Origin of the sequence: Streptomyces sp. NBC_01216, from assembly GCF_035994945.1 — a bacterium.
Taxonomy (GTDB): Bacteria; Actinomycetota; Actinomycetes; order Streptomycetales; family Streptomycetaceae; genus Streptomyces.
In genome coordinates this window covers 5,915,715-5,933,292 of sequence record NZ_CP108677.1, presented here as the reverse complement: position 1 = coordinate 5,933,292, position 17,578 = coordinate 5,915,715, and the positions used below count along the sequence as shown (strand labels likewise).

16 protein-coding genes are annotated in these 17,578 nt (G+C 73.6%); 4 read left to right on the top strand and 12 right to left on the bottom strand.

Features of this window, described 5'->3' with window-relative positions; translation table 11 throughout:
- The first annotated feature begins 67 nt into the window (after positions 1-67).
- A complete protein-coding gene (locus tag OG393_RS26625; protein ID WP_327377231.1) occupies positions 68-529 on the top strand; it encodes a MaoC family dehydratase in 462 nt (153 codons plus the stop codon).
- Here the strand turns inward: OG393_RS26625 and OG393_RS26620 are convergent.
- The 3 genes from OG393_RS26620 to OG393_RS26610 form a co-directional block, all read right to left on the bottom strand.
- A complete protein-coding gene (locus OG393_RS26620) occupies positions 520-1,149 on the bottom strand; it encodes a TetR/AcrR family transcriptional regulator (RefSeq protein WP_327377230.1) in 630 nt (209 codons plus the stop codon). The two genes, OG393_RS26625 and OG393_RS26620, sit on opposite strands and share 10 nt — an antisense overlap.
- A 245-nt stretch (positions 1,150-1,394) precedes the next feature.
- Entirely contained in the window at positions 1,395-1,682 is a 288-nt protein-coding gene (locus OG393_RS26615) for a YiaA/YiaB family inner membrane protein (RefSeq protein ID WP_327377229.1), read from the bottom strand.
- Between the two features lie 60 nt (positions 1,683-1,742).
- The gene (locus tag OG393_RS26610; protein ID WP_327377228.1) at positions 1,743-2,894 is read right to left on the bottom strand and encodes an acyl-CoA dehydrogenase family protein; all 1,152 of its coding nucleotides are present in this window, start codon (positions 2,892-2,894) and stop codon (positions 1,743-1,745) included.
- A gap of 62 nt (positions 2,895-2,956) precedes the next feature.
- Here OG393_RS26610 and OG393_RS26605 point away from each other — a divergent pair, with 62 nt between their 5' ends.
- From OG393_RS26605 to OG393_RS26595, 3 genes are all read left to right on the top strand, one after another.
- Positions 2,957-3,631, top strand: coding sequence for a TetR/AcrR family transcriptional regulator (locus OG393_RS26605; RefSeq protein WP_327377227.1), 675 nt, complete (start codon positions 2,957-2,959; stop codon positions 3,629-3,631).
- Between the two features lie 85 nt (positions 3,632-3,716).
- Positions 3,717-4,412: an ArsR/SmtB family transcription factor gene (locus tag OG393_RS26600; RefSeq protein ID WP_327377226.1), complete on the top strand. Its 696-nt coding sequence runs from the start codon at positions 3,717-3,719 to the stop codon at positions 4,410-4,412.
- A gap of 32 nt (positions 4,413-4,444) precedes the next feature.
- Positions 4,445-5,458, top strand: a complete 1,014-nt coding sequence (locus tag OG393_RS26595) for a DMT family transporter (RefSeq protein ID WP_327377225.1) — start codon at positions 4,445-4,447, stop codon at positions 5,456-5,458.
- A gap of 113 nt (positions 5,459-5,571) precedes the next feature.
- Here the strand turns inward: OG393_RS26595 and OG393_RS26590 are convergent, their stop codons facing one another.
- The 9 genes from OG393_RS26590 to OG393_RS26550 form a co-directional block, all read right to left on the bottom strand.
- Complete coding sequence (locus OG393_RS26590) at positions 5,572-6,651, bottom strand: Zn-dependent alcohol dehydrogenase (RefSeq protein ID WP_327377224.1); 1,080 nt, start codon at positions 6,649-6,651, stop codon at positions 5,572-5,574.
- Positions 6,652-6,671: 20 nt separating this feature from the next.
- A complete protein-coding gene (locus tag OG393_RS26585; protein ID WP_327377223.1) occupies positions 6,672-8,063 on the bottom strand; it encodes an aldehyde dehydrogenase family protein in 1,392 nt (463 codons plus the stop codon).
- Between the two features lie 189 nt (positions 8,064-8,252).
- Positions 8,253-8,918, bottom strand: coding sequence for a class F sortase (locus OG393_RS26580; RefSeq protein WP_327377222.1), 666 nt, complete (start codon positions 8,916-8,918; stop codon positions 8,253-8,255).
- A gap of 61 nt (positions 8,919-8,979) precedes the next feature.
- Positions 8,980-9,771: a hypothetical protein gene (locus OG393_RS26575; RefSeq protein ID WP_327377221.1), complete on the bottom strand. Its 792-nt coding sequence runs from the start codon at positions 9,769-9,771 to the stop codon at positions 8,980-8,982.
- Positions 9,772-10,077: 306 nt separating this feature from the next.
- Positions 10,078-12,285, bottom strand: a complete 2,208-nt coding sequence (locus tag OG393_RS26570; protein ID WP_327378559.1) for a molybdopterin oxidoreductase family protein — start codon at positions 12,283-12,285, stop codon at positions 10,078-10,080.
- 298 nt (positions 12,286-12,583) lie between these two features.
- On the bottom strand, positions 12,584-13,237 hold the full coding sequence (locus OG393_RS26565) for a TetR/AcrR family transcriptional regulator (RefSeq protein ID WP_327377220.1): 654 nt from the start codon (positions 13,235-13,237) through the stop codon (positions 12,584-12,586).
- A 72-nt stretch (positions 13,238-13,309) separates the two neighbouring features.
- Positions 13,310-14,590: a hypothetical protein gene (locus OG393_RS26560; RefSeq protein WP_327377219.1), complete on the bottom strand. Its 1,281-nt coding sequence runs from the start codon at positions 14,588-14,590 to the stop codon at positions 13,310-13,312.
- Positions 14,587-15,393, bottom strand: a complete 807-nt coding sequence (locus OG393_RS26555) for a hypothetical protein (protein ID WP_442817435.1) — start codon at positions 15,391-15,393, stop codon at positions 14,587-14,589. The genes OG393_RS26560 and OG393_RS26555 overlap by 4 nt, the downstream gene beginning before the upstream one ends.
- A gap of 35 nt (positions 15,394-15,428) precedes the next feature.
- Positions 15,429-17,507, bottom strand: a complete 2,079-nt coding sequence (locus OG393_RS26550) for a right-handed parallel beta-helix repeat-containing protein (RefSeq protein WP_327377218.1) — start codon at positions 17,505-17,507, stop codon at positions 15,429-15,431.
- Positions 17,508-17,578: the final 71 nt, after the last annotated feature.

The window sequence follows — 17,578 nt, the reverse complement described above, 5'->3', positions numbered from 1 at the left end:
CGATCCCGCCAGACTAAGCAGTCGCTTAGACATGGGACCGACCGGGTGAGAGGCAGGGAACAGGGACATGACCGAGCCGAGGGTCTTCACTTCCGCCGAGGAGCTGAGCGCCGGGGTGGGCGAGCAGCTGGGCCACAGCGACTGGCTGGAGATCGACCAGAAGCGGATCGACCTGTTCGCCGACGCGACCGGCGACCACCAGTGGATCCACGTCGACCCGGAGCGGGCCGCCACCGGCCCCTTCGGGCGGACCATCGCACACGGCTATCTGACCCTCTCGCTGCTTCCCGCCCTGGTGCCGCAGATCATGCGCGTCGAGGGCATGAGGATGGGGATCAACTACGGCACCGACAAGGTCCGATTCCCCTCACCCGTACCCGTAGGCTCGCGGTTGCGCGCGAGCGCCGTACTGACCGAGGTGACGGAGGCGGGCGGCGGGGTGCAGGTGACCGCGACGGTGACCGTGGAGCGCGAGGGCGGCGACAAGCCGGTGTGTGTCGCCGAGTCGGTCTCCCGCTACTACTTCTGAGCACCGCCGACCATCCGCAGCACGAGGTCGGCGTAGAGCGCGCCGACCTCGTCCGGCGTGCGGCGGCCCTGCGCGTTGAACCAACGGGACACGTCGATGCACAGGGAGAGCACGGCGACCGCCGTGCCGGCCACGTCCGGCACCTCGAACTCACCCGCCGCCACGCCCTCGTCGATGATCCGGCGGACGACGGCGTCGGACTCGCGGCGCAGTTCCACGATCTCGGCACGATGCTCGGGGCCGAGCGCGTCGAGTTCGTACTGGACGACCCGGGCGGTGGTGTGACGCTCGGCGTGCCAGCGCACGAAGGACCGCACCGCGTCGGCGAGACGCTCGCCGGACGTCCCCCCACCGTCGGCGGCGGCCCGGAGGATCTCCAGGGCCTTGTCGTGGCCGATGCGACTGATCCGGTGGAGCAGCTCTTCCTTGGTCTTGTAGTGGATGTAGAGGGCCGCGGGGCTCATCCCGGCGCGGCCCGCGATGTCGCGGGTCGTCGTGGCGTGGTACCCGCGCTCGGCGAATGCCTCGACGGCCGCGACCAGCAGGCGCCGGGCCGCCTCGGGCGTGACCTCGCCCCACGGCACGTCCTCGCCGTCGGGCGTCTGCTCCGCCACGCTCATCGTTCGCCCTTTCCTCATCCGCCAGGACGAACACCATACAACGAAGCTGAGCAAGCGCTTAGAGAAGTGGGCGGGGTGCGGGCCCGGCCCCCTGCCCACGTGACGCGCCGGCCTCCTTACCACGCCGACCGCACCACGGCATCCCCGCACGACCGGCTTCGCCGGCATGACCGCCACCCCTGACGCCCGGCCCGCCCGCTCCCCGGCCCCGCTCCCCCGCGTCCCCGGGTGGGGGGCTCGGCGGATCAGAGTTTCTGGAAGGGGTCGTGCTCGGCGAGGAGCTTCTCCAGACGGGCCTGGTCCACACGGCTGACGATCTGGCCGGCCTCCTGGCGGTCCCGCACGACCTTGGCGAGCGTGAAGGCCGAGGTCGTCAGATAGAGGACCGCGATGGCGAGGAAGGACCGCACCCAGGCGTCCGCCTGGAGGTTGAAGATCCCGACGCCCACGGCCGCGAGGGCGAGTCCGAAGGAGAGGACCGCCTGCAGGTGGTAGGCGGCCGTGTTCTGCTGCTTGACCGGTGTCTCACTCATGGCGACAGCGTCCCGCGCAGGCGGCCTTCGCCACATCCGCCGGGCTACTCATCCCGGTACTCAGAAGGCCGAGACCCCCGTCAGCGCCCGCCCGATGATCAGCTTCTGGATCTGACTGGTGCCCTCGTAGAGCGTCATCACACGGGCGTCGCGCAGCAGCTTGCCGACCGGGTACTCGTCGATGTAGCCGTAGCCGCCGAAGACCTGGAGGGCGTTGTTGGCACAGCGCACGGCGGCCTCCGAGGCGTACAGCTTCGCCTGGGAGGCGGCGGTCGCGAACTCCTCGCCCCGGTCGATCAGATCGGCGACGCGCCAGGTCAGCAGCCGGGCCGCGGCCACGTCGACGGCGATGTCGCTGATCAGCTCCTGGACCAGTTGGTAGGAGGCGATGGGCTTGCCGAACTGCTCGCGCTCGCCCGCGTAGCGCACGGCCGCGTCGAGTGCCGCCTGCGCGATGCCGACACAGCCGGCCGCGACCGACATCCGCCCCTTGGCGAGCGCGGACATGGCGACCGTGAAGCCTTTGCCCTCGGGCCCGAGCATCGCGGCGGCCGGGACACGGACGCCTTCCAGGACCAGTTCGGCGGTGGCCTGACCGCGCAGCCCGAGCTTGCCGTGGATGGCGCGCCGGGTGAGTCCGGGAGCGTCGGCGGGGACGAGGAAGGCGGAGACGCCCCGGTGACCGGGGGTGTCGTTGGTGCGGGCGAAGAGCAGCACGACATCGGCCCAGGTGCCGTTGGTGATGAACGTCTTCGCGCCGTCGATGACGTACGCGTCGCCGTCACGGACCGCCCTGGTGGCCAGGTTCCCCGCGTCGGAGCCGGTCCCGGGCTCGGTGAGGCCGAAGCAGCCGACGACGTCGCCCGTGGCGAGGCGCGGCAGCCACCGCCGCTTCTGCTCCTCGTCGCCCCAGGCGGCGATCGTCTTGGCGACGAGCCCGAGCGAGACGGACACGATGCCGCGCACGGAGGAGTCGCCCCGCCCCAGCTCCTCGGTGACCAGGCAGTACGAGAGGTGGTCGCCGCCGGAGCCTCCGTACTCCTCCGGGATCGTGAGCCCGAGGAAGCCGACCGCACCGAGCCTGCCGACGATCGAACGGTCGACTTCCTCGGCGCGGTCCCAGGCCACGGCGTGGGGGGCGACGTCGCGGCTGACGAAGTCCGCGGCGAGCCTCCGAACGGCTTCCTGCTCCTCGCTCAGTTCCAGGTTCACTGCGGCACCGACCTTCGATCGCCTTTAATTAGCACTGCTAGTTTCTGGGGTACGGGCCTACTATGTGCGCCATGGCCCGACCGCGCAAGCCCCTCCTCAACCGAGACCGGATCGTCGAGACGGCCGGCGCGCTCGTGGACGCGGAGGGCCTCGCCGCGGTCTCCACCCGGCGGCTGGCGGCGGAACTGGGAGTGAGCGGCCCCTCCCTCTACAACCACTTCCACACGAAGGACGAGATCCTCGACGCCGTCGCCGACGCGGTCAGCGCGAAGGTCGACCTGTCGATGTTCGACGAGGACGACGACCGTGACTGGCGTACGGCCCTGCACGACTGGGCCGTCTCCTACCGGGCCGCCCTGGCCGACCACCCGCACATCGTCCCCGTCCTCGCCCAGGGCCCGGGCCGCCGCCCGGCGGGCCTGCGGGTGGCGGACGCGGTGTTCGGAGCGATGGTCCGGGCAGGCTGGCCGCCGGCGCAGGCGACCTCCATCGGGGCGCTGATGCGCTACTTCATCACCGGTTCGGCGCTCGGCTCCTTCGCCCGCGGCTTCGTGGACGACGAGACCGCCTACGACCCGGCCGACTACCCCCACCTGGGCCAGGCGCACCTGCTGGCGGAGCACCGCCAGCAGGTGGACGAGGGCGCGTTCGAGACGGGCCTGCGGGCCCTGCTCGACGGGCTGTCGATCCAGTACGGGGCGGGGAGCCGGGGTACGGAGTCGGCGCGCGGCGCGTAGCGGCGGACGGAACGGGAAGCACGCGGACAGGCGCGACGCAAACGTTCGGTCCCCGCCGAAACGTCCCTGCGGGAACATGGTGGGCATGGCACCCCGAGATCTCGCCGCCCTCGCGGCCCTCTTCGCCGACGAGACCCGCGCCGCGTTTCTGCTCGCCCTCCTCGACGGACGAGCCTGGACCGCCGGTGAGCTGGCCCGTCACGGAGGTGTGGCGCCGTCCACCACCAGCGAGCACCTCTCCAGGCTCGTGGCGGGCGGTGTGCTCGCCGAGGAGCGTCAGGGGCGGCACCGGTACGTCCGTCTCGCCGATGCGGGCTTCGCCCATCTCGTGGAGGCTCTCGCGGCCCACGCCGAACCCGCCGTCCCCGCACCGCCGCACGGTCTTCGTGCCCACGGCGCGGGACGGGCCATGGCCCGGGGGCGAACCTGTTACGACCATCTCGCCGGGCGCCTGGGCACCGCCGTCACCGACGCGATGACCACCCGCGGGCTGCTGCGCCAGGACACCGGGTTCGCCCTCACCGACCTCGGCATGGCGTGGTTCGGGGACCTGGGAATCACGCTCGCCGCCACCGGGCGACGCCCCGTCGCGCGCGGCTGCCTCGACAGGACCGAACGGAGACCGCACCTCGCGGGCCTGGCGGGCGCGGCCCTGTGCCGCCACGCGCTGGAGCGGCGCTGGTGCGTACGGATCGGCTCCGAACGGGCCGTGAAGGTGACATCCGAGGGCGAGGAAGCGCTCCGGACCGCGCTGGGAATCAGCCCACCGGAAATTCGGTGAGCGCCGAACCGTCCAGGGCCTACGGTCGCCCCATGCCGAACTCCCGCACCACCTCCCGCCCGGCGCTCGCCGCCGCCGGTGTCTCCGTCGCCCTGTGGGCCTCCGCCTTCGTCTCGATCCGCAGCGCCGGGGCGGTCTACTCCCCCGGTGCCCTCGCGCTCGGCCGGCTGCTCGCCGGTTCCCTCGTGCTCGGCCTGGTGCTGCTGATACGGCGTGAGGGGCTGCCGTCCCGAGGAGCCTGGCCCGGGATCCTCACGTCGGGGCTGCTGTGGTTCGGCGGATACATGGTGGTGCTGAACTGGGGCGAGCGGGAGGTCGACGCGGGAACGGCCGCGATGGTCGTCAACATCGGCCCCCTGCTCATCGCACTGCTCGGCGCCCGCTTCCTGGGCGAGAAGCTGCCGCCCCGGCTGATCGCCGGCATGGGCGTGTCCTTCGTGGGGGCCGTGGCGGTGGGCCTGTCCATGTCCGGGAAGGGGCACGCCTCGGTCCTCGGCGTGGTGCTGTGCCTGCTCGCGGCCTTCGCGTACGCGGGCGGTGTCGTCGCCCAGAAGCCGGCGCTCCGGCACGGCAGCGCGCTGCAGGTCACCACCTTCGGATGCCTCGTCGGCACGGTGGCCTGCCTGCCCTTCTCCTGGCAGTTGATCCGTGAGCTCTCCGGGGCCCCGGTGCCGGCGACCCTGAACATGGTGTACCTCGGCGTCTTCCCGACCGCCCTCGCCTTCACGACCTGGGCCTACGCCCTGGCGCGTACGACGGCCGGACGCATGGGCGCCACCACGTACGCCGTCCCGGCACTGGTGGTCGTCATGGCGTGGGTGCTCCTGGGCGAACTGCCGGGGCCGCTGACCCTCGCGGGCGGTGTGCTCTGCCTGGCCGGCGTGGCCGTCTCGCGCTCCCGGCCGAGAACCACGGAGGCGGAGGGTGCCGCGACGTCCGCGGCGCGCGCCGCGGACGTCGCGAGGCCGGCCGCACCGGCGCCGGGAGGCGACGCCTCCCGGCCGGACCCGGCCGGGAGCACCGACACGGCGCCGGAAACGGTCTGAGGTCCACCCCTCGACCGGCGGGGGGGCGCGGCCCGCTCCCCACAGGTCCACGGGCCCGCGGACCGACGGGCCTGCGGACTCGCGGGCCCGTCACGCCGGGGCACGCCTCCGGGTCAGAAGACCACCAGCGCCCGGCCGCCCTTGCCCGCCAGCATGTCGGCGAAGGCGCCCGGGATGCCGTCCAGGGTGATCCGTTCCGTGACCAGCGCCCCGAGGTCGAGACGACCGGCGCGGATGTGCTCGGCCAGGACCGGAAGGTCCTCGGCCGGGTCGCAGTTGCCGTAGACACAGCCGGACAGGGTCCGGCCCCAGTGGAAGAGCTCCAGGGCGTTGAAGGAGACCTGCTGGTCCTTGCCGCCGATGCCGACGACGGTGGTGCGTCCGCCGCGCCGGGTGGAGTCCCAGGCCGCACGGATGGTGACGGCGCGTCCGACACACTCGACGGCCACGTCCGCTCCGTGGCCGCCCGTCAGCGCGCGGATCTCCCGCGCCGTCCTGTCCGACCCCACCAGGTAGTCGGTCGCGCCGGCGGCGCGGGCCAGGGCCTCCTTCTCGGGCGAGACGTCGACCGCCACGATCCGCCCCGCGCCCGCGATCCGGGCGGCCTGGAGAGTCGCCAGGCCGACTCCTCCGACGCCGATGACGGCGACCGACTCCCCCTCGCGGACCCGCGCGGAGTGGTGGATCGCGCCCCAGCCGGTGAGCACGGCGCAGCCGAGCAGGGCGGCCTCCGTGAGCGGAACGCCGTCCGGGGCGGGCAGCACACACTTCGCGGGCACCACGGTCTCCTCGGCGAAGGCCGCGACGTTGAGCCCGGGATGGAGTTCGGTGCCGTCCTCGGTGACCGCGTACACGGCGCCCGCGCCGGTCAGCGCGTCGGCGCAGAGCCACACCTCACCCATCGAGCAGTGGTGGCAGGCACCACAGGACGGCGCCCAGTTGAGCACGACGCCGTCCCCGACGGCGACGTGCTCGACCCCCTCGCCCACCGAGACGACGGTACCGGCGCCCTCGTGACCGAGGACGGCCGGCACGGGCACGCGCATGGTGCCGTCGGACAGGGACAGATCGGAGTGGCACACCCCGGCGGCTGCCAGGCGGACCCGGACCCGGCCGGGGCCCGGTTCGGGCAGTTCGATGCCGGTGATCTCCAGCGGAGATCCGACGGCGGGCAGGACGGCGGCGCGGATCACGCTCTTGGCTCCTCGGGTGCTCAGAACTGGAGGGACTTGGTCTGGAGGTACTCGGCGAGGCCGTGGGCGCCCAGTTCGCGCCCGACGCCCGACTGCTTGTAACCACCGAACGGCGCCAGCGGGTTGAATCGGCCTCCGTTGATGTCGACCTGGCCCGTGTCCATGCGCCGCGCGAAGGCGACGGCGGCCTCCGGCTCGCCCCAGACGGCGCCCGCGAGGCCGTACACGGTCCCGTTGGCGATCGCGAGGGCCTCCTCCTCATCCCGGTAGCGCAGGATCGAGACGACCGGGCCGAAGATCTCCTCCTGGGCGATGGTCATGTCCGGGGTGACGTCGGCGAAGACGGTCGGGGAGACGTAGTAGCCGGTCTCCCTGGGGGCATCGGGACCGCCGACGACGAGCCGAGCGCCCTCCGCCATCCCCTTCTCGATGTAGCCGAGGACGCGCTGCTGCTGCTCGGCACTGACGAGCGGGCCGACGCGCTCGCCGGGTACGTACGCGGCGACGGCCTCGGCGGCGAGCGCCACGGCCTCGTCGTACCGGTCGGTGTGGACCAGCATCCGAGTCCAGGCGCTGCACGTCTGGCCGGAGTTGGACATGACGTTGGCGATGCCGACGGCGACGGCCTTCGCCAGGTCGGCGGAGGGCAGGATGACGTTGGCCGACTTACCGCCGAGCTCCAGGGCGACCCGCTTGACCGCCCCGCCCGCGAGGGCGCCGATCCGCCGGCCGACTGCGGTGGACCCGGTGAAGGAGACGAGGTCGACGTCCGAATGCCCGGCGAGTGCCTGGCCGGCGACCGGTCCGAGGCCGGTGACCAGGTTGAAGACCCCGGCCGGGAGGCCCGCCTCGTGGGCGGCCTCGGCGAAGAGCTGGGCGGTCAGCGGGGTGTCCTCGGCGGGCTTGAGGACGACGGTGCAGCCCGCCGCGAGCGCCGGGGCGACCTTGGCGACGATCTGGTGGAGCGGGTAGTTCCAGGGCGTGATGGCGCCGACGACACCGACGGGCTCGGCGTAGACGGTGGAGTTGCCGACCTTCTCCTCGAAGGGGTGCGTGGCGGCGAGTTCGGCGAAGGAGCCCGCGACGGCGATCGGCAGGCCGGTATGGACGGCGGCGGCGAGCCTGGGCGGAGCGCCGAGCTCGGTGGTGACGGTGGCGGCGATCTCCTCCGCACGAGCGGCGAGTGCGTCGCGGAGCGCCACGAGGCGGGCGGCGCGCTCGGCGGGCGCGGTGGCCGCCCAGCCGGGCAGGGCCGCGCGGGCGGCGCGGACGGCGAGGTCCACGTCCTCGGGGGTGCCGGCCGGGACGTGCGCGACGATCCGCTCGTCCGAAGGATCGGTCACCGGAATCGTGCCGGAGGAGGCTGCTGCGCGCCAAGCTCCGCCGATGTACATCGCGTCGTGGGCCTTCATCGACTGTCTCCTCGTGTGACCGGCCGGTTCGTCATGGCCACCCAAACTAGCGCTGTTAGTTTTCTGACGCCAGGGCGGGTCTTACCCGCCGTCCGGATCCGGACCCTCCCCCGGGGCCCTCGGAGCGCTCCCCGCACGGGCGACCCGCCGGGTGAGGCGGGCCCGGCGGGCGGAGCGGCGGCCGGCCCCTCAGAGACGTCGGGTGACGTCCGTGAGGTGGGCGAAGACGACGATGTTCGACTGGTATCCGGTCTTCGGCGAGAAGGCTCCGCCGCAGGTGAGCAAACGGATCTCGGGACGGCCGGTGGGCCCGTAGACCTCCGTGTCGGGGAACGCGGTCTTGGTGTACGTCCGCACCTTGTCGACCGTGAAGACGGCGACGCGACCGTCCGCCCGGCCGATCCGGACGGTGTTGCCCGGTTTGAGCGAGTCGAGGTTGAGGAAGATCGCGGGTCCGGTGCGGGTGTCCCGGTGCCCGACGAAGACGGCCGTGCCGCGCTCGCCCGGCGCGGCGCCGCGCGCGTACCAGCCGACGACCCGGGGGTTGTCGACCGGCGGGGAGCCGAGCCGTCCCACCCGGTCCACGCTGACGGCTCGCACCGGCGCCTCGATGGTGATCGCGGGGATGGCGAGGCGGGTGGCGCGCGAGGCGGGCAGCGGCGTGGGCGACGGTCCGGCCGGGGGGCGCGACGAGGCGCCGGGCCTCGCCCGGGCGGGCGGTCCGGCCGGCCGCGGCGACCCTGCGCGGGCCGCCGGGCCGTCGGTGTGCCCGTCCGCCGCGGAGGCTGTACTGGCCGGCGGGTCGGGCGGCTCCCCGCCCTGGGCCCACCAGACGCCCCCGACGGCCAGGGACACGCCTCCCACGACGGTGCGCAGGAGCCGGAGGAGGCGGCGCCGTCTCCGGGCGGAGCGAGATCTACGCCGCGCCATCGGCGCGCCGGCGCGACCGGCGGACGAGCATCAGCACGGCCGCGCCCGCGAGCCCGGCGGCGAGGGCGGACGCGGCCCCGACGGCGGAATCGCCCTCGGCGGCGACCTCGGCGACACCGCCGCCGCCGGCACCGACCGGACCATGCGGGGAGCGGGCCTCGGCGCGGTCGGCGCGTGGGTCCGCGACGCCGTCACCGTCACCCGGGTCACCCCGGCGGCCCGGGGCGCCGTCTGGTCCGTCCACCTCGGCGGCGCCGCCCTCCGCACCGCTCCGGCCGCTTCCGTAGGCACCGGCCTCGGAGGAACCGCCGTCCCCGCCACCTCCTCCGCCATCACCTCCGTCGCCGTCGGGCCGAGCGCCCGTCGGGTCGCTGTCGCAGTCCACCCGGAAGCCCTTCTCCTTTCCGGGCTCGCTCGCGTCGTCGAAGGTCCAGGTCAGCCTGTAGCGGCCCTCCGCCAGATCCATGTCCCCGGTGTGCCCCATTCCGCCGCGGAGCGTGATGCGACCGCCGGAGGTCGCACCGGCGGTCTGGGGCTGGGGCGCGATCTCCCAGTCGACCTCACGCAGCGTCTCGAAGTTGAAGGCCGCCAGGTGGAATCGGCAGACCCGGGCATGGTCAGCACGGGTGTCGGGGTCCGTGTCCGTACGCTGGATCTTGATGTCACCTCCATCCCCGACCGCCGCGTCGGCACTCGACGCGCCCGCCAGCAAGCCGCCGCCGACGGCGACGGCGGCCAGGGCGGTGGACAGCAGCGGACGGACCATCGGAACGTTCATGCGGTGCTCCCGTCGTGATGACGCCAGACAATAAGTCGATAATCTGACTATCTGCCGGGACGGGGAGAGAGGAGGTGGCGGCAGCGCCGCACCACCCTCCGATCTTCACCCCATCGGTCCTGGACCCGGCTCCCACCCGCCCAGCCGACCGCCCGGAGCGACCCGGGTCCGCCCAGGGGCGGACCGCCTGCCGGCGACGCCCAGGGGGTGAGCGATGCCGGCCGTGCACCGGGCCGGGGCATCACGGGAACCTCACGGGCAGGGCGTCACGAGAGGGGGCACGACGAAGGCGTCGTGGCACGAGCCTCATGGCACGGGCGTCACGTCCACGGGGAATCCGTTGAGCACGGCGGTGCCCGAGAGCGGGTCGAGCAGGGAGCCGTCGAGCAGTTGGTTCACGTTCACTCCCGGACGTTCCGCCGCGACGGTGAGCCGTGCGCCGGGACGGTCGTGGCCCCAGCCATGTGGCAGGCTCACCACTCCGGCGCGTACCGCGTCGGTGACCTCCACCTCGACCTCCAGCGCACCTCCCACGGAGCTGATCCTGGCGGGCTTGCCATCGGCGAGGCCGAGACGGTCGGCGTCCGCCGGGTGGACCTGGAGGGTGCACCTGTTCGAACCCCCGGTCAGGGAGGGGACGTTGTGCAACCAGCTGTTGTTGGATCGGAGGTGACGACGGCCCACGAGGACCAGGCCGTCCCGGCGGGAGGCCAGTGCGGCCCGCAGTCTGGGCAGATCGGCGGCGAGCGGCTGGGGCAGGAGTTCGACGCGCCCGCTGCGGGTCTTGAGCACCTGGGGCAGGCGGGGGCGCAGTGGTCCGAGGTCGATGCCGTGCGGTGCCCGCAGGAGGTCTTCGAGGATGAGGTCGTACGGTCCGAGGCGCAGCATCAGGTCGAGGCGCCGCTCGGGCCCGGTCCGTCCGGCGAGCAGCCGGGCCTGCTCCTGGGGGTCGCCCCCGTGCAGGGGAGAGTGCTCCTGGGCGACGGCCTTGGCCAGGGCGGAGTCGACGGCGAGGTCGTCGACGGCGGACGGCGAGGCGCCGTGCATGCCGGAGACGGCGAGGATCAGACGGGCGTGGATCTCGCATTCGTCCATCCGTCCGTCCTCGAGGGGAACGGCGGCGGGGGTGTAGCGGGCCTGGTTGCGGATGGCGAAGCCGTTGAAGGCGAAGTCGAAGTGGGCGCTCTGGGAGGGCGGCGGCGGGGGCAGCACGACGTCGGCGTGACGGGTGGTCTCGTTGAGGTAGGGGTCGACGGAGACCATGAAGTCGAGGCCGCCCAGGGCCGCGTCGAGACGGCGTCCGTCCGGGGCGGACAGGACGGGGTTGGCCGCGATGCTGATCACGGCGCGGATGCGGCCCTCCCCCGGGGTCTCGATCTCCTCGGCGAGCGCGGCCGTCGGGAACTCCCCCTTGGCCTCGGGATGCCCGGAGACCCTGCTGCGCCAGCGGCCGAGCGCGAAGCCCTTGCCGGGGCCGGCCGGGCGGGGCGCGGGCGCGGTGGCGGACAGCGGGAACAGCGCCCCGCCGGGGCGGTCGAGGTTTCCGGTGAGGACGTTGAGCACGTCGACGAGCCAGTTGGCGAGGGTGCCGTGCTCGACGGTGGAGCTGCCCATCCGTCCGTAGACGGCGGCCGAGGGCGCCGCGGCGAGTTCGCGGGCGACCTCGCGCAGCGTGGCCGCGTCGAGGTCGCAGGCATCGGCCACCGCCTCCGGGGTGAAGTCCCGCAGTGCTTCACGGACGTCCGCCACGCCCTCGACATGGGCGGCGAGCGCACCGAGGTCGGTGAGGCCCTCGTCGAAGAGGGTGTGGGCGAGGGCGGCCAGGAAGAGGGCGTCGGTGCCGGGCCGGAGGGCGATGTGCCGGTCGGCGAGCGCGGCGGTGCGGGTCCGGCGCGGGTCGACGACGGTGAGGGTGCCGCCGCGTCGGCGCAGGGCCTTGAGCCGGCCGGGGAAGTCGGGGGCGGTGCACAGACTTCCGTTGGACTCGAGCGGGTTGGCTCCGAGTATCAGCAGATGCGTGGTCCGGTCCAGGTCGGGGACGGGAATGGCGAAGGGATCGCCGAAGAGCAGCCCGCTGGACACGTGCTTGGGCATCTGGTCGAGCGTGGAGGCGGTGAAGAGGTTTCGGGTCCGCAGCGCGCCGATGAGGAGGGGCGGGTAGAGGGCGCCCGCCATGGTGTGCACGTTGGGGTTGCCCAGGACGATACCCACGGCGTTCGGCCCGTACTCCTCGACGAGCGGGCGGATCCGGGCGGCGATGTGGTCGAAGGCCTCGGTCCAGGTGGCCTCGCGCAGCTCGCCGTCGGTTCGGACGAGTGGCGTCCTGAGGCGGTCCGGGTCGGCGTCGACCTCGCCGAAGGAGGCGCCCTTGGGGCAGACGAAGCCCGCGCTGAAGACGTCCTGGCGGTCACCGCGGGCCCCGGTGACGCGGGTCCCGGCCAGGGTCAGGGTCAGTCCGCAGGTGGCTTCGCACAGCGGGCAGATGCGCAGGGCGGTGGATGTCGCGTCGGGCATGGCGTCGGACCTGGCGTCGGGCATGGCGGTCTCCCCTGGGGCGGGCGGCGACGGGCTGGGCCGAGCATACCGACCGGTAGGCATGAAGGGGAGGGCCGGGACGGAGGGCGCGAGGGCTCGCACCCGGGCACGGGAAGCCCGGCGAGGGGCGGATGCGCGGGGCACGCGGGCCCACGGCGGGCGCGCCCGGCACCGGCGAGCGCCGTGGGAGATGCCCGCACCGGGGAAGGACCCGCCGCCGGAAGACCCTCACCCGGCAGGAACCCGCTTCGGGAAAGGGCTCGGGAAGGGCCCGCGCTCAGGAAAGGGCGGGCGCCAGATAGGCGTGGAGGAGTTCGCGGGTCTCGGCGATGAGGTCGGGGTCCCCCGCCGGATCGGCCCGGAAGGCGAGCTGGAGCAGGGCGTCGGTGGCCTCGACGCCCACCAGGATCTTACGGCGCAGGGTGTCGTCGTCGGCGCGGCCGAGCGGGGTCGCGAGCAGTTCGCAGAGACGGCCGGCGACCAGGTGGTTGGGGTCGTCCTCCCCGGCTTCGCCGGGTGCCGGGACCCCGAAGTCGACCAGGGCGAAGCCGGGCACCGTCCGCTTCATGGCGATGTACTCGTCGAGGACGGTGTCGATGGCGCCGCGCCCGTCGACGGCGGGGAGCCCGGCGAGGCGGGCGGTGATCCGTTCCGCGTAGCGGTCGAGGTTGCGGTGAGCGAGGGCGGCGGCCAGGGCCCGCTTGTTGCCGAAGAAGCGGTAGACGGAGCCGATGGGAACGCCCGCGCGGACGGCGACGGCCCGGGTGCTGAGCTGTTCGTAGCCGGTCTCGTCGAGGAGCTCGGCGCAGGCGTCGAGGATCCGGGCGAGCCGCTCGGCGCTCCGCCGCTGGACGGGCGCGCGCCGCAGGGCGGGGCGCGGGGCGGGCGGCGTGGGCGGGTTCTGGCGGCGGGACTGGGGCACGGGGACCATGATGCCGCTCCGGTCGGGTCGTCGGTCGCGCGAGGGCCTGCTCGTCGCCTGACGCCGGGCGCGCGCCCGGCGTCAGGCGACGAGCAGGCCGATGCCGCCGAGGGTGTACACGATCATCAGCGCGAACAGCGGGAGTTGGCCGGCCACCGCGCGGGCGGGCGGGAAGAGGCGCACGGAGCGGTCGTGTGCGGCGACGACGCCGAGGACGTGGCCGGTGACGACGGCGGCGACCTGCAGGGTGGCGAGGCCGCCGGGGCCCAGGGGCGGGTCGGGTGCGAGGGCGTTGTCAGCACCCACTGCCATCATGACGGTACGTGGTCCTTCGGTGACGAAGAGTGTGAAGTAGTGGGCGACGAGGTAGCCGAGGGCGATGGGCAGGAGGGAGTGGGCGAAGGCGGAGAGCGGGTGGGCGAGGGTGCGGTCCATCAGTCGCAGGGTGCCGGCGCACAGTCCGTAGAGGGCGGCGACGAGGGAGACGGTGGCGAGCAGACCGAGGGTCGCGGTGGTGGACGGGCCGAGGGGGGAGGTCTGGAGGGTGGTGAGCCAGCGGGGGTTGTCGGAAAGGCCGTCGTAGGCGGTGGAGCCGAGGAGGACGCAGACGCAGGCGACGAGGCCGGGGGTCCGCGGTGTGGAGTCGAGGCCGTGGAAGGGGGAGCGCAGGACGAGCCGTCCGTCGGTGCGGCGGCCGAGCGGAGAGAGCCGGGCGAGCAGGGAGGAGTAGACCTCGAAGGGGTCGGCGCGGGCGAACCAGTCCGGGCCGTGGCGGGCGGCGCCGAGGAACTGGACGGTCGTGTGCACGACGAGGAGGCCGAGGAGGGCGGTGGTGGAGGCGGGTGCGGGGGCGGCGAGTTCGAGCCAGGCGAAGGCGAGGAGGCCGGCGGCGGCGGGCCGGATGCCGAGCCCGGCGGGCAGCGGGCGGGGTGCGCGGGGGTGCGGCAGGAGGGCGTGGAGGGTGCGCAGGGGGTTGAGGAGGCGCCAGGCGGGGCCGAGCAGGAGGGAGGCGGGGACGAGTCCGACCCAGAGGAGGACGTAGACGGCTCCGGGCGCGGGGTTGCGGTCGGGGTCGTCGGGACCGAGGAGGAGGTGCAGCAGGACGGTGAGGGCGGCGGCGAGACCGGCCACACGCAGGGCGGTGCGGGTGGCGGGGGCGTCGGCGCATCGCTGGACGGCGGCCGGCAGCGGGTGACCCGCGGTCGCCCCGCGGAACCGTGAGGCGGACCAGAGCAGACCGAGGGCGAGGAAGGAGACGAAGAGCGCGGCGAAGGCTCCCGCGTAGGCGTAGAAGGGCGAGAGCGGGAGGTCGTGGCGGGAGCCGACACCGTGGGCGAGGACGACGGTGGGGGCGCCGGTCACCGGACGACGAGTTGGGTGAGGACGAGCCCGGACTCGTGGGTCTCGACCTCGAAGAGGCCGGTCCGGTCGACGGTGAGGGTGAGGGTGCCCGGCTCGCCCGGCCGGAGCGAGAGTTCACGGTCGTAGCCGTGGACGTGGAGGGTGTCGGCGCGGTCGGTGGTGACGCGGAGGGTGAGGCGTTCGCCCTTCCTCAGCTCGACACGGGAGGGGGGTGGCTGGACGGAGGTGCCGGTGACGGTGAGGGTGAGGGTGCGGCCGGGGACGGAGGTCGGGGACGGAGGCGAGGAGGGGGAGGTGGTGCCGGTCGGGGAGGTGGCCGGCGTCAGACGCAGGGTCGTCTCGACGGGCCTGCCGTCGACGGCCCAGACGGTGTGGTCGTCCGCGTGGAGGCGGAGGGTCAGGGTGTGGGCGCCGGCTGGGACGTGGTGCCAGGGGCCGTAGAGGCGGGCGGTGTCCTTGCCGTCGACGAGCAGCCGGGCGTGGCCGCGGCCCGGGATGGCGGCTCCGCCGACGCTCTCCGGGGTGAAGCGGAACCTCTCCACGGTCAGGTGGATGTTCCAGCCGCCCTCGGTGTCGGGTCGCGCCTCGACCCGCACGGCGGGGGCCTCGGCGGCCGGCAGCTGCCGCAGCCGGTGTCCGGCTCCGTCCTCGGCCGCGAGGAGCGTGCCGCTGCCCCCGGTCGCCTCCTGGTGGGTGGTGCCCGGCTTGTGGTGCGTCGTGGCCCGGCCGCCGCAGCCGGCGGCGAGGAGCGCGGTCACGACGGCGGTGAGTACCACGGTCGGGATGCGGGTCCGGTACGGCACGGCGCGGCGGCCGTCGACCGGCCGTGCGGCGGGCCTCACGCCGTGCCTCCGGCCGGGAGGCCGGTGCCGGTCCGGCCGGTGACCTCCTCGTGCGCGGGTGGTGCCGCGGTGGTGGCGGCGCGGCCCGCCGCCACCACGGCCCACAGGACCCAGACGACCGCGAGGAGGGTCCGCGGCCAGGCCGGTCCGAGCGGGATCCAGGGGATCATCAGCACCGCCTTGTCGAAGGCGTCGAGAAGGGTGAGGGCACCGAGGGCGAGCGTGGTCCGGGCGAAGGCGGGGTGGTGGGGGCGCAGGGCGAGGCCCACTCCGGCCCACCAGAGGCCGATGAGAAGCAGCGCGACGGCGGGGACCGGGCCCGCGGTGAGCCGCAGGGTCGAGCCCGCCACCTCGAGGGCCAGGCCCACGAGGCCCAGTAGCGTCGCGGCGCCCGCGAGCCGGCTGCCCCGGAGCCGGCGCCACCACAGGATGCCGCCGACGAGGGCGAGGACGAGCGCGGACGCCAGGGCGAGCTGGGTCTCGACGCGCTGGATGCCGCGGGCGCCGTACCAGTCGCAGCCGGCGGGCAGCCGTCGTGCCTGGACGCTGTAGTCGGCGCACACCAGGAGCTGCGCGAGTTTGACGGGTTCGCCGACGAGGCGGCCGGTGTTCCCGGAGACGTCGCCGCGGCGGGTCCCGCAGGCGGGGAGGGCTCCGGGGGTGGAGGCGCCGGCGTCGGCCTGCCAGCAGTTGCCGCTGCCCTGACCGTCCCACCACACGTCCGTGCGGTTGGGGCGGGACCTCCCGGACGGGTCGACGCCCAGGTGGTTGCCGGCGTAGCGGTTGTGGTGGGAGGTGTCGGTCTGCTTGCCCCACGCGGACTCGCCCCGGATGAAGGCGGGGACGGCGCTCAGGAAGAACGCGGCACGCTGGTGGCCGTACACCCAGTTGTCCTCGTACAGGTTCCAGTTGCCGCCCGCGGTGATGATGCCGGTGCCCGGCGGCATCGATATCTGCGGGCAGACCACGCCCTGCTCGTAGCCGCGCTCGACCGGCGGTGCGGCGCAGGTGCCGTCGTCGACGTAGCGGTAGTAGTTCTGGTTGTTGTCGTGGATCAGGTTGCGCTCGAAGCGGGCGTGGTTCTGCGGGAGTCCGGGGTGGCCGGGAAAGGCGGAGTCCATGGAGGCGCCGCCCATGTTGTGGTCGAACTCGTTGTCGTGGACGTAGACGGAGTCCCCCGCCGTGCCCGAGTAGCCGACCATGTTGTGGTGGCTGCGACAGCCGGTGATCTCGATGGAATGGCGCGGGACGTCGTAGCCGCGGCCGTCGTTGATGTCGGAGGCCGAGCCGGGGTAGATGCCGGAGTCGCCGTTGCCGTACGACTCGCAGTTCTTGTAGAGGCCGTGGTCGGAGGCGAAGGTCAGGAAGCCGTACTCGTCGTTCCAGCGGGTCAGGACGTCGTCGATGACGAAGCCGTCGCCCGCGAGGACGTACAGCGAGTTGAAGGTGGTGCGCTGGGCGGTGAAGTTGCGGAAGTAGATCCCGTCGGACTTGTCGGCCCGGACGGCGTTGAGCTTGGCGTACTTGGCGTCCACGACGACGTCCAGGCGGGAGGCGCCGGTGCCCTCGATCTGGAGGTCCTTCTTTCCGAGGATCGCGACCAGGTTCTGGTTGTGGGGGCACTGCTTCTGCTGCTCGTACGACAGGATCTGGTAGCCGAGCGCGGATCTGGGGGCCTTCAGCGCGGCGCAGGATCCGGCCGGCGGGGCGAGTGAGGGCTCCTCCTCGTAGAGGCCGGGCAGGACGGCGATGGTCATGCCGGGGCGGTCGACGGCGTCGACGGCCTGCTGGATGTGGCGGTATCCGGTGCGGGAGCACCGGGCGAAGAGCTCCTGGTTCCGGACCTTGAGCGCGTCCGGGAAGTTCGCCGTCCGGCGTTCGAAGTCGGCCCGGTCGGTCTTGCAGACCAGGAGATCGGGTTCGCCCGTGCGCAGCACCGGCACGCTGCCGGAGCCGTCGGGGAAGGTGACGGGCCGCTCCTCGTGGGCCTGGGCCCCGGAGGCGGTGACGAGGGCGGCGGCGAGCGCCGCGAGAACGACCGAGAGCGCGACAAGGAGCCTGCGGGTCCACGACATGGGCGAGAGAGTAGAGCAATGTTCATCTTTTGGAACCCCTCATGCGCACATCACGTCGAACCGAGACTCGC

Bases quoted from the DNA above. Each gene is read 5' to 3' on its own strand.
- OG393_RS26625 (WP_327377231.1), top strand. From the start codon at position 68: ATGACCGAGCCGAGGGTCTTCACTTCCGCCGAGGAGCTGAGCGCCGGG.
- OG393_RS26620 (WP_327377230.1), bottom strand. From the start codon at position 1,149: ATGAGCGTGGCGGAGCAGACGCCCGACGGCGAGGACGTGCCGTGGGGC.
- OG393_RS26615 (WP_327377229.1), bottom strand. From the start codon at position 1,682: ATGAGTGAGACACCGGTCAAGCAGCAGAACACGGCCGCCTACCACCTG.
- OG393_RS26605 (WP_327377227.1), top strand. From the start codon at position 2,957: ATGTGCGCCATGGCCCGACCGCGCAAGCCCCTCCTCAACCGAGACCGG.
- OG393_RS26600 (WP_327377226.1), top strand. From the start codon at position 3,717: ATGGCACCCCGAGATCTCGCCGCCCTCGCGGCCCTCTTCGCCGACGAG.
- OG393_RS26595 (WP_327377225.1), top strand. From the start codon at position 4,445: ATGCCGAACTCCCGCACCACCTCCCGCCCGGCGCTCGCCGCCGCCGGT.
- OG393_RS26585 (WP_327377223.1), bottom strand. From the start codon at position 8,063: ATGAAGGCCCACGACGCGATGTACATCGGCGGAGCTTGGCGCGCAGCA.
- OG393_RS26575 (WP_327377221.1), bottom strand. From the start codon at position 9,771: ATGAACGTTCCGATGGTCCGTCCGCTGCTGTCCACCGCCCTGGCCGCC.
- OG393_RS26570 (WP_327378559.1), bottom strand. From the start codon at position 12,285: ATGCCCGACGCGACATCCACCGCCCTGCGCATCTGCCCGCTGTGCGAA.
- OG393_RS26565 (WP_327377220.1), bottom strand. From the start codon at position 13,237: ATGGTCCCCGTGCCCCAGTCCCGCCGCCAGAACCCGCCCACGCCGCCC.
- OG393_RS26550 (WP_327377218.1), bottom strand. From the start codon at position 17,507: ATGTCGTGGACCCGCAGGCTCCTTGTCGCGCTCTCGGTCGTTCTCGCG.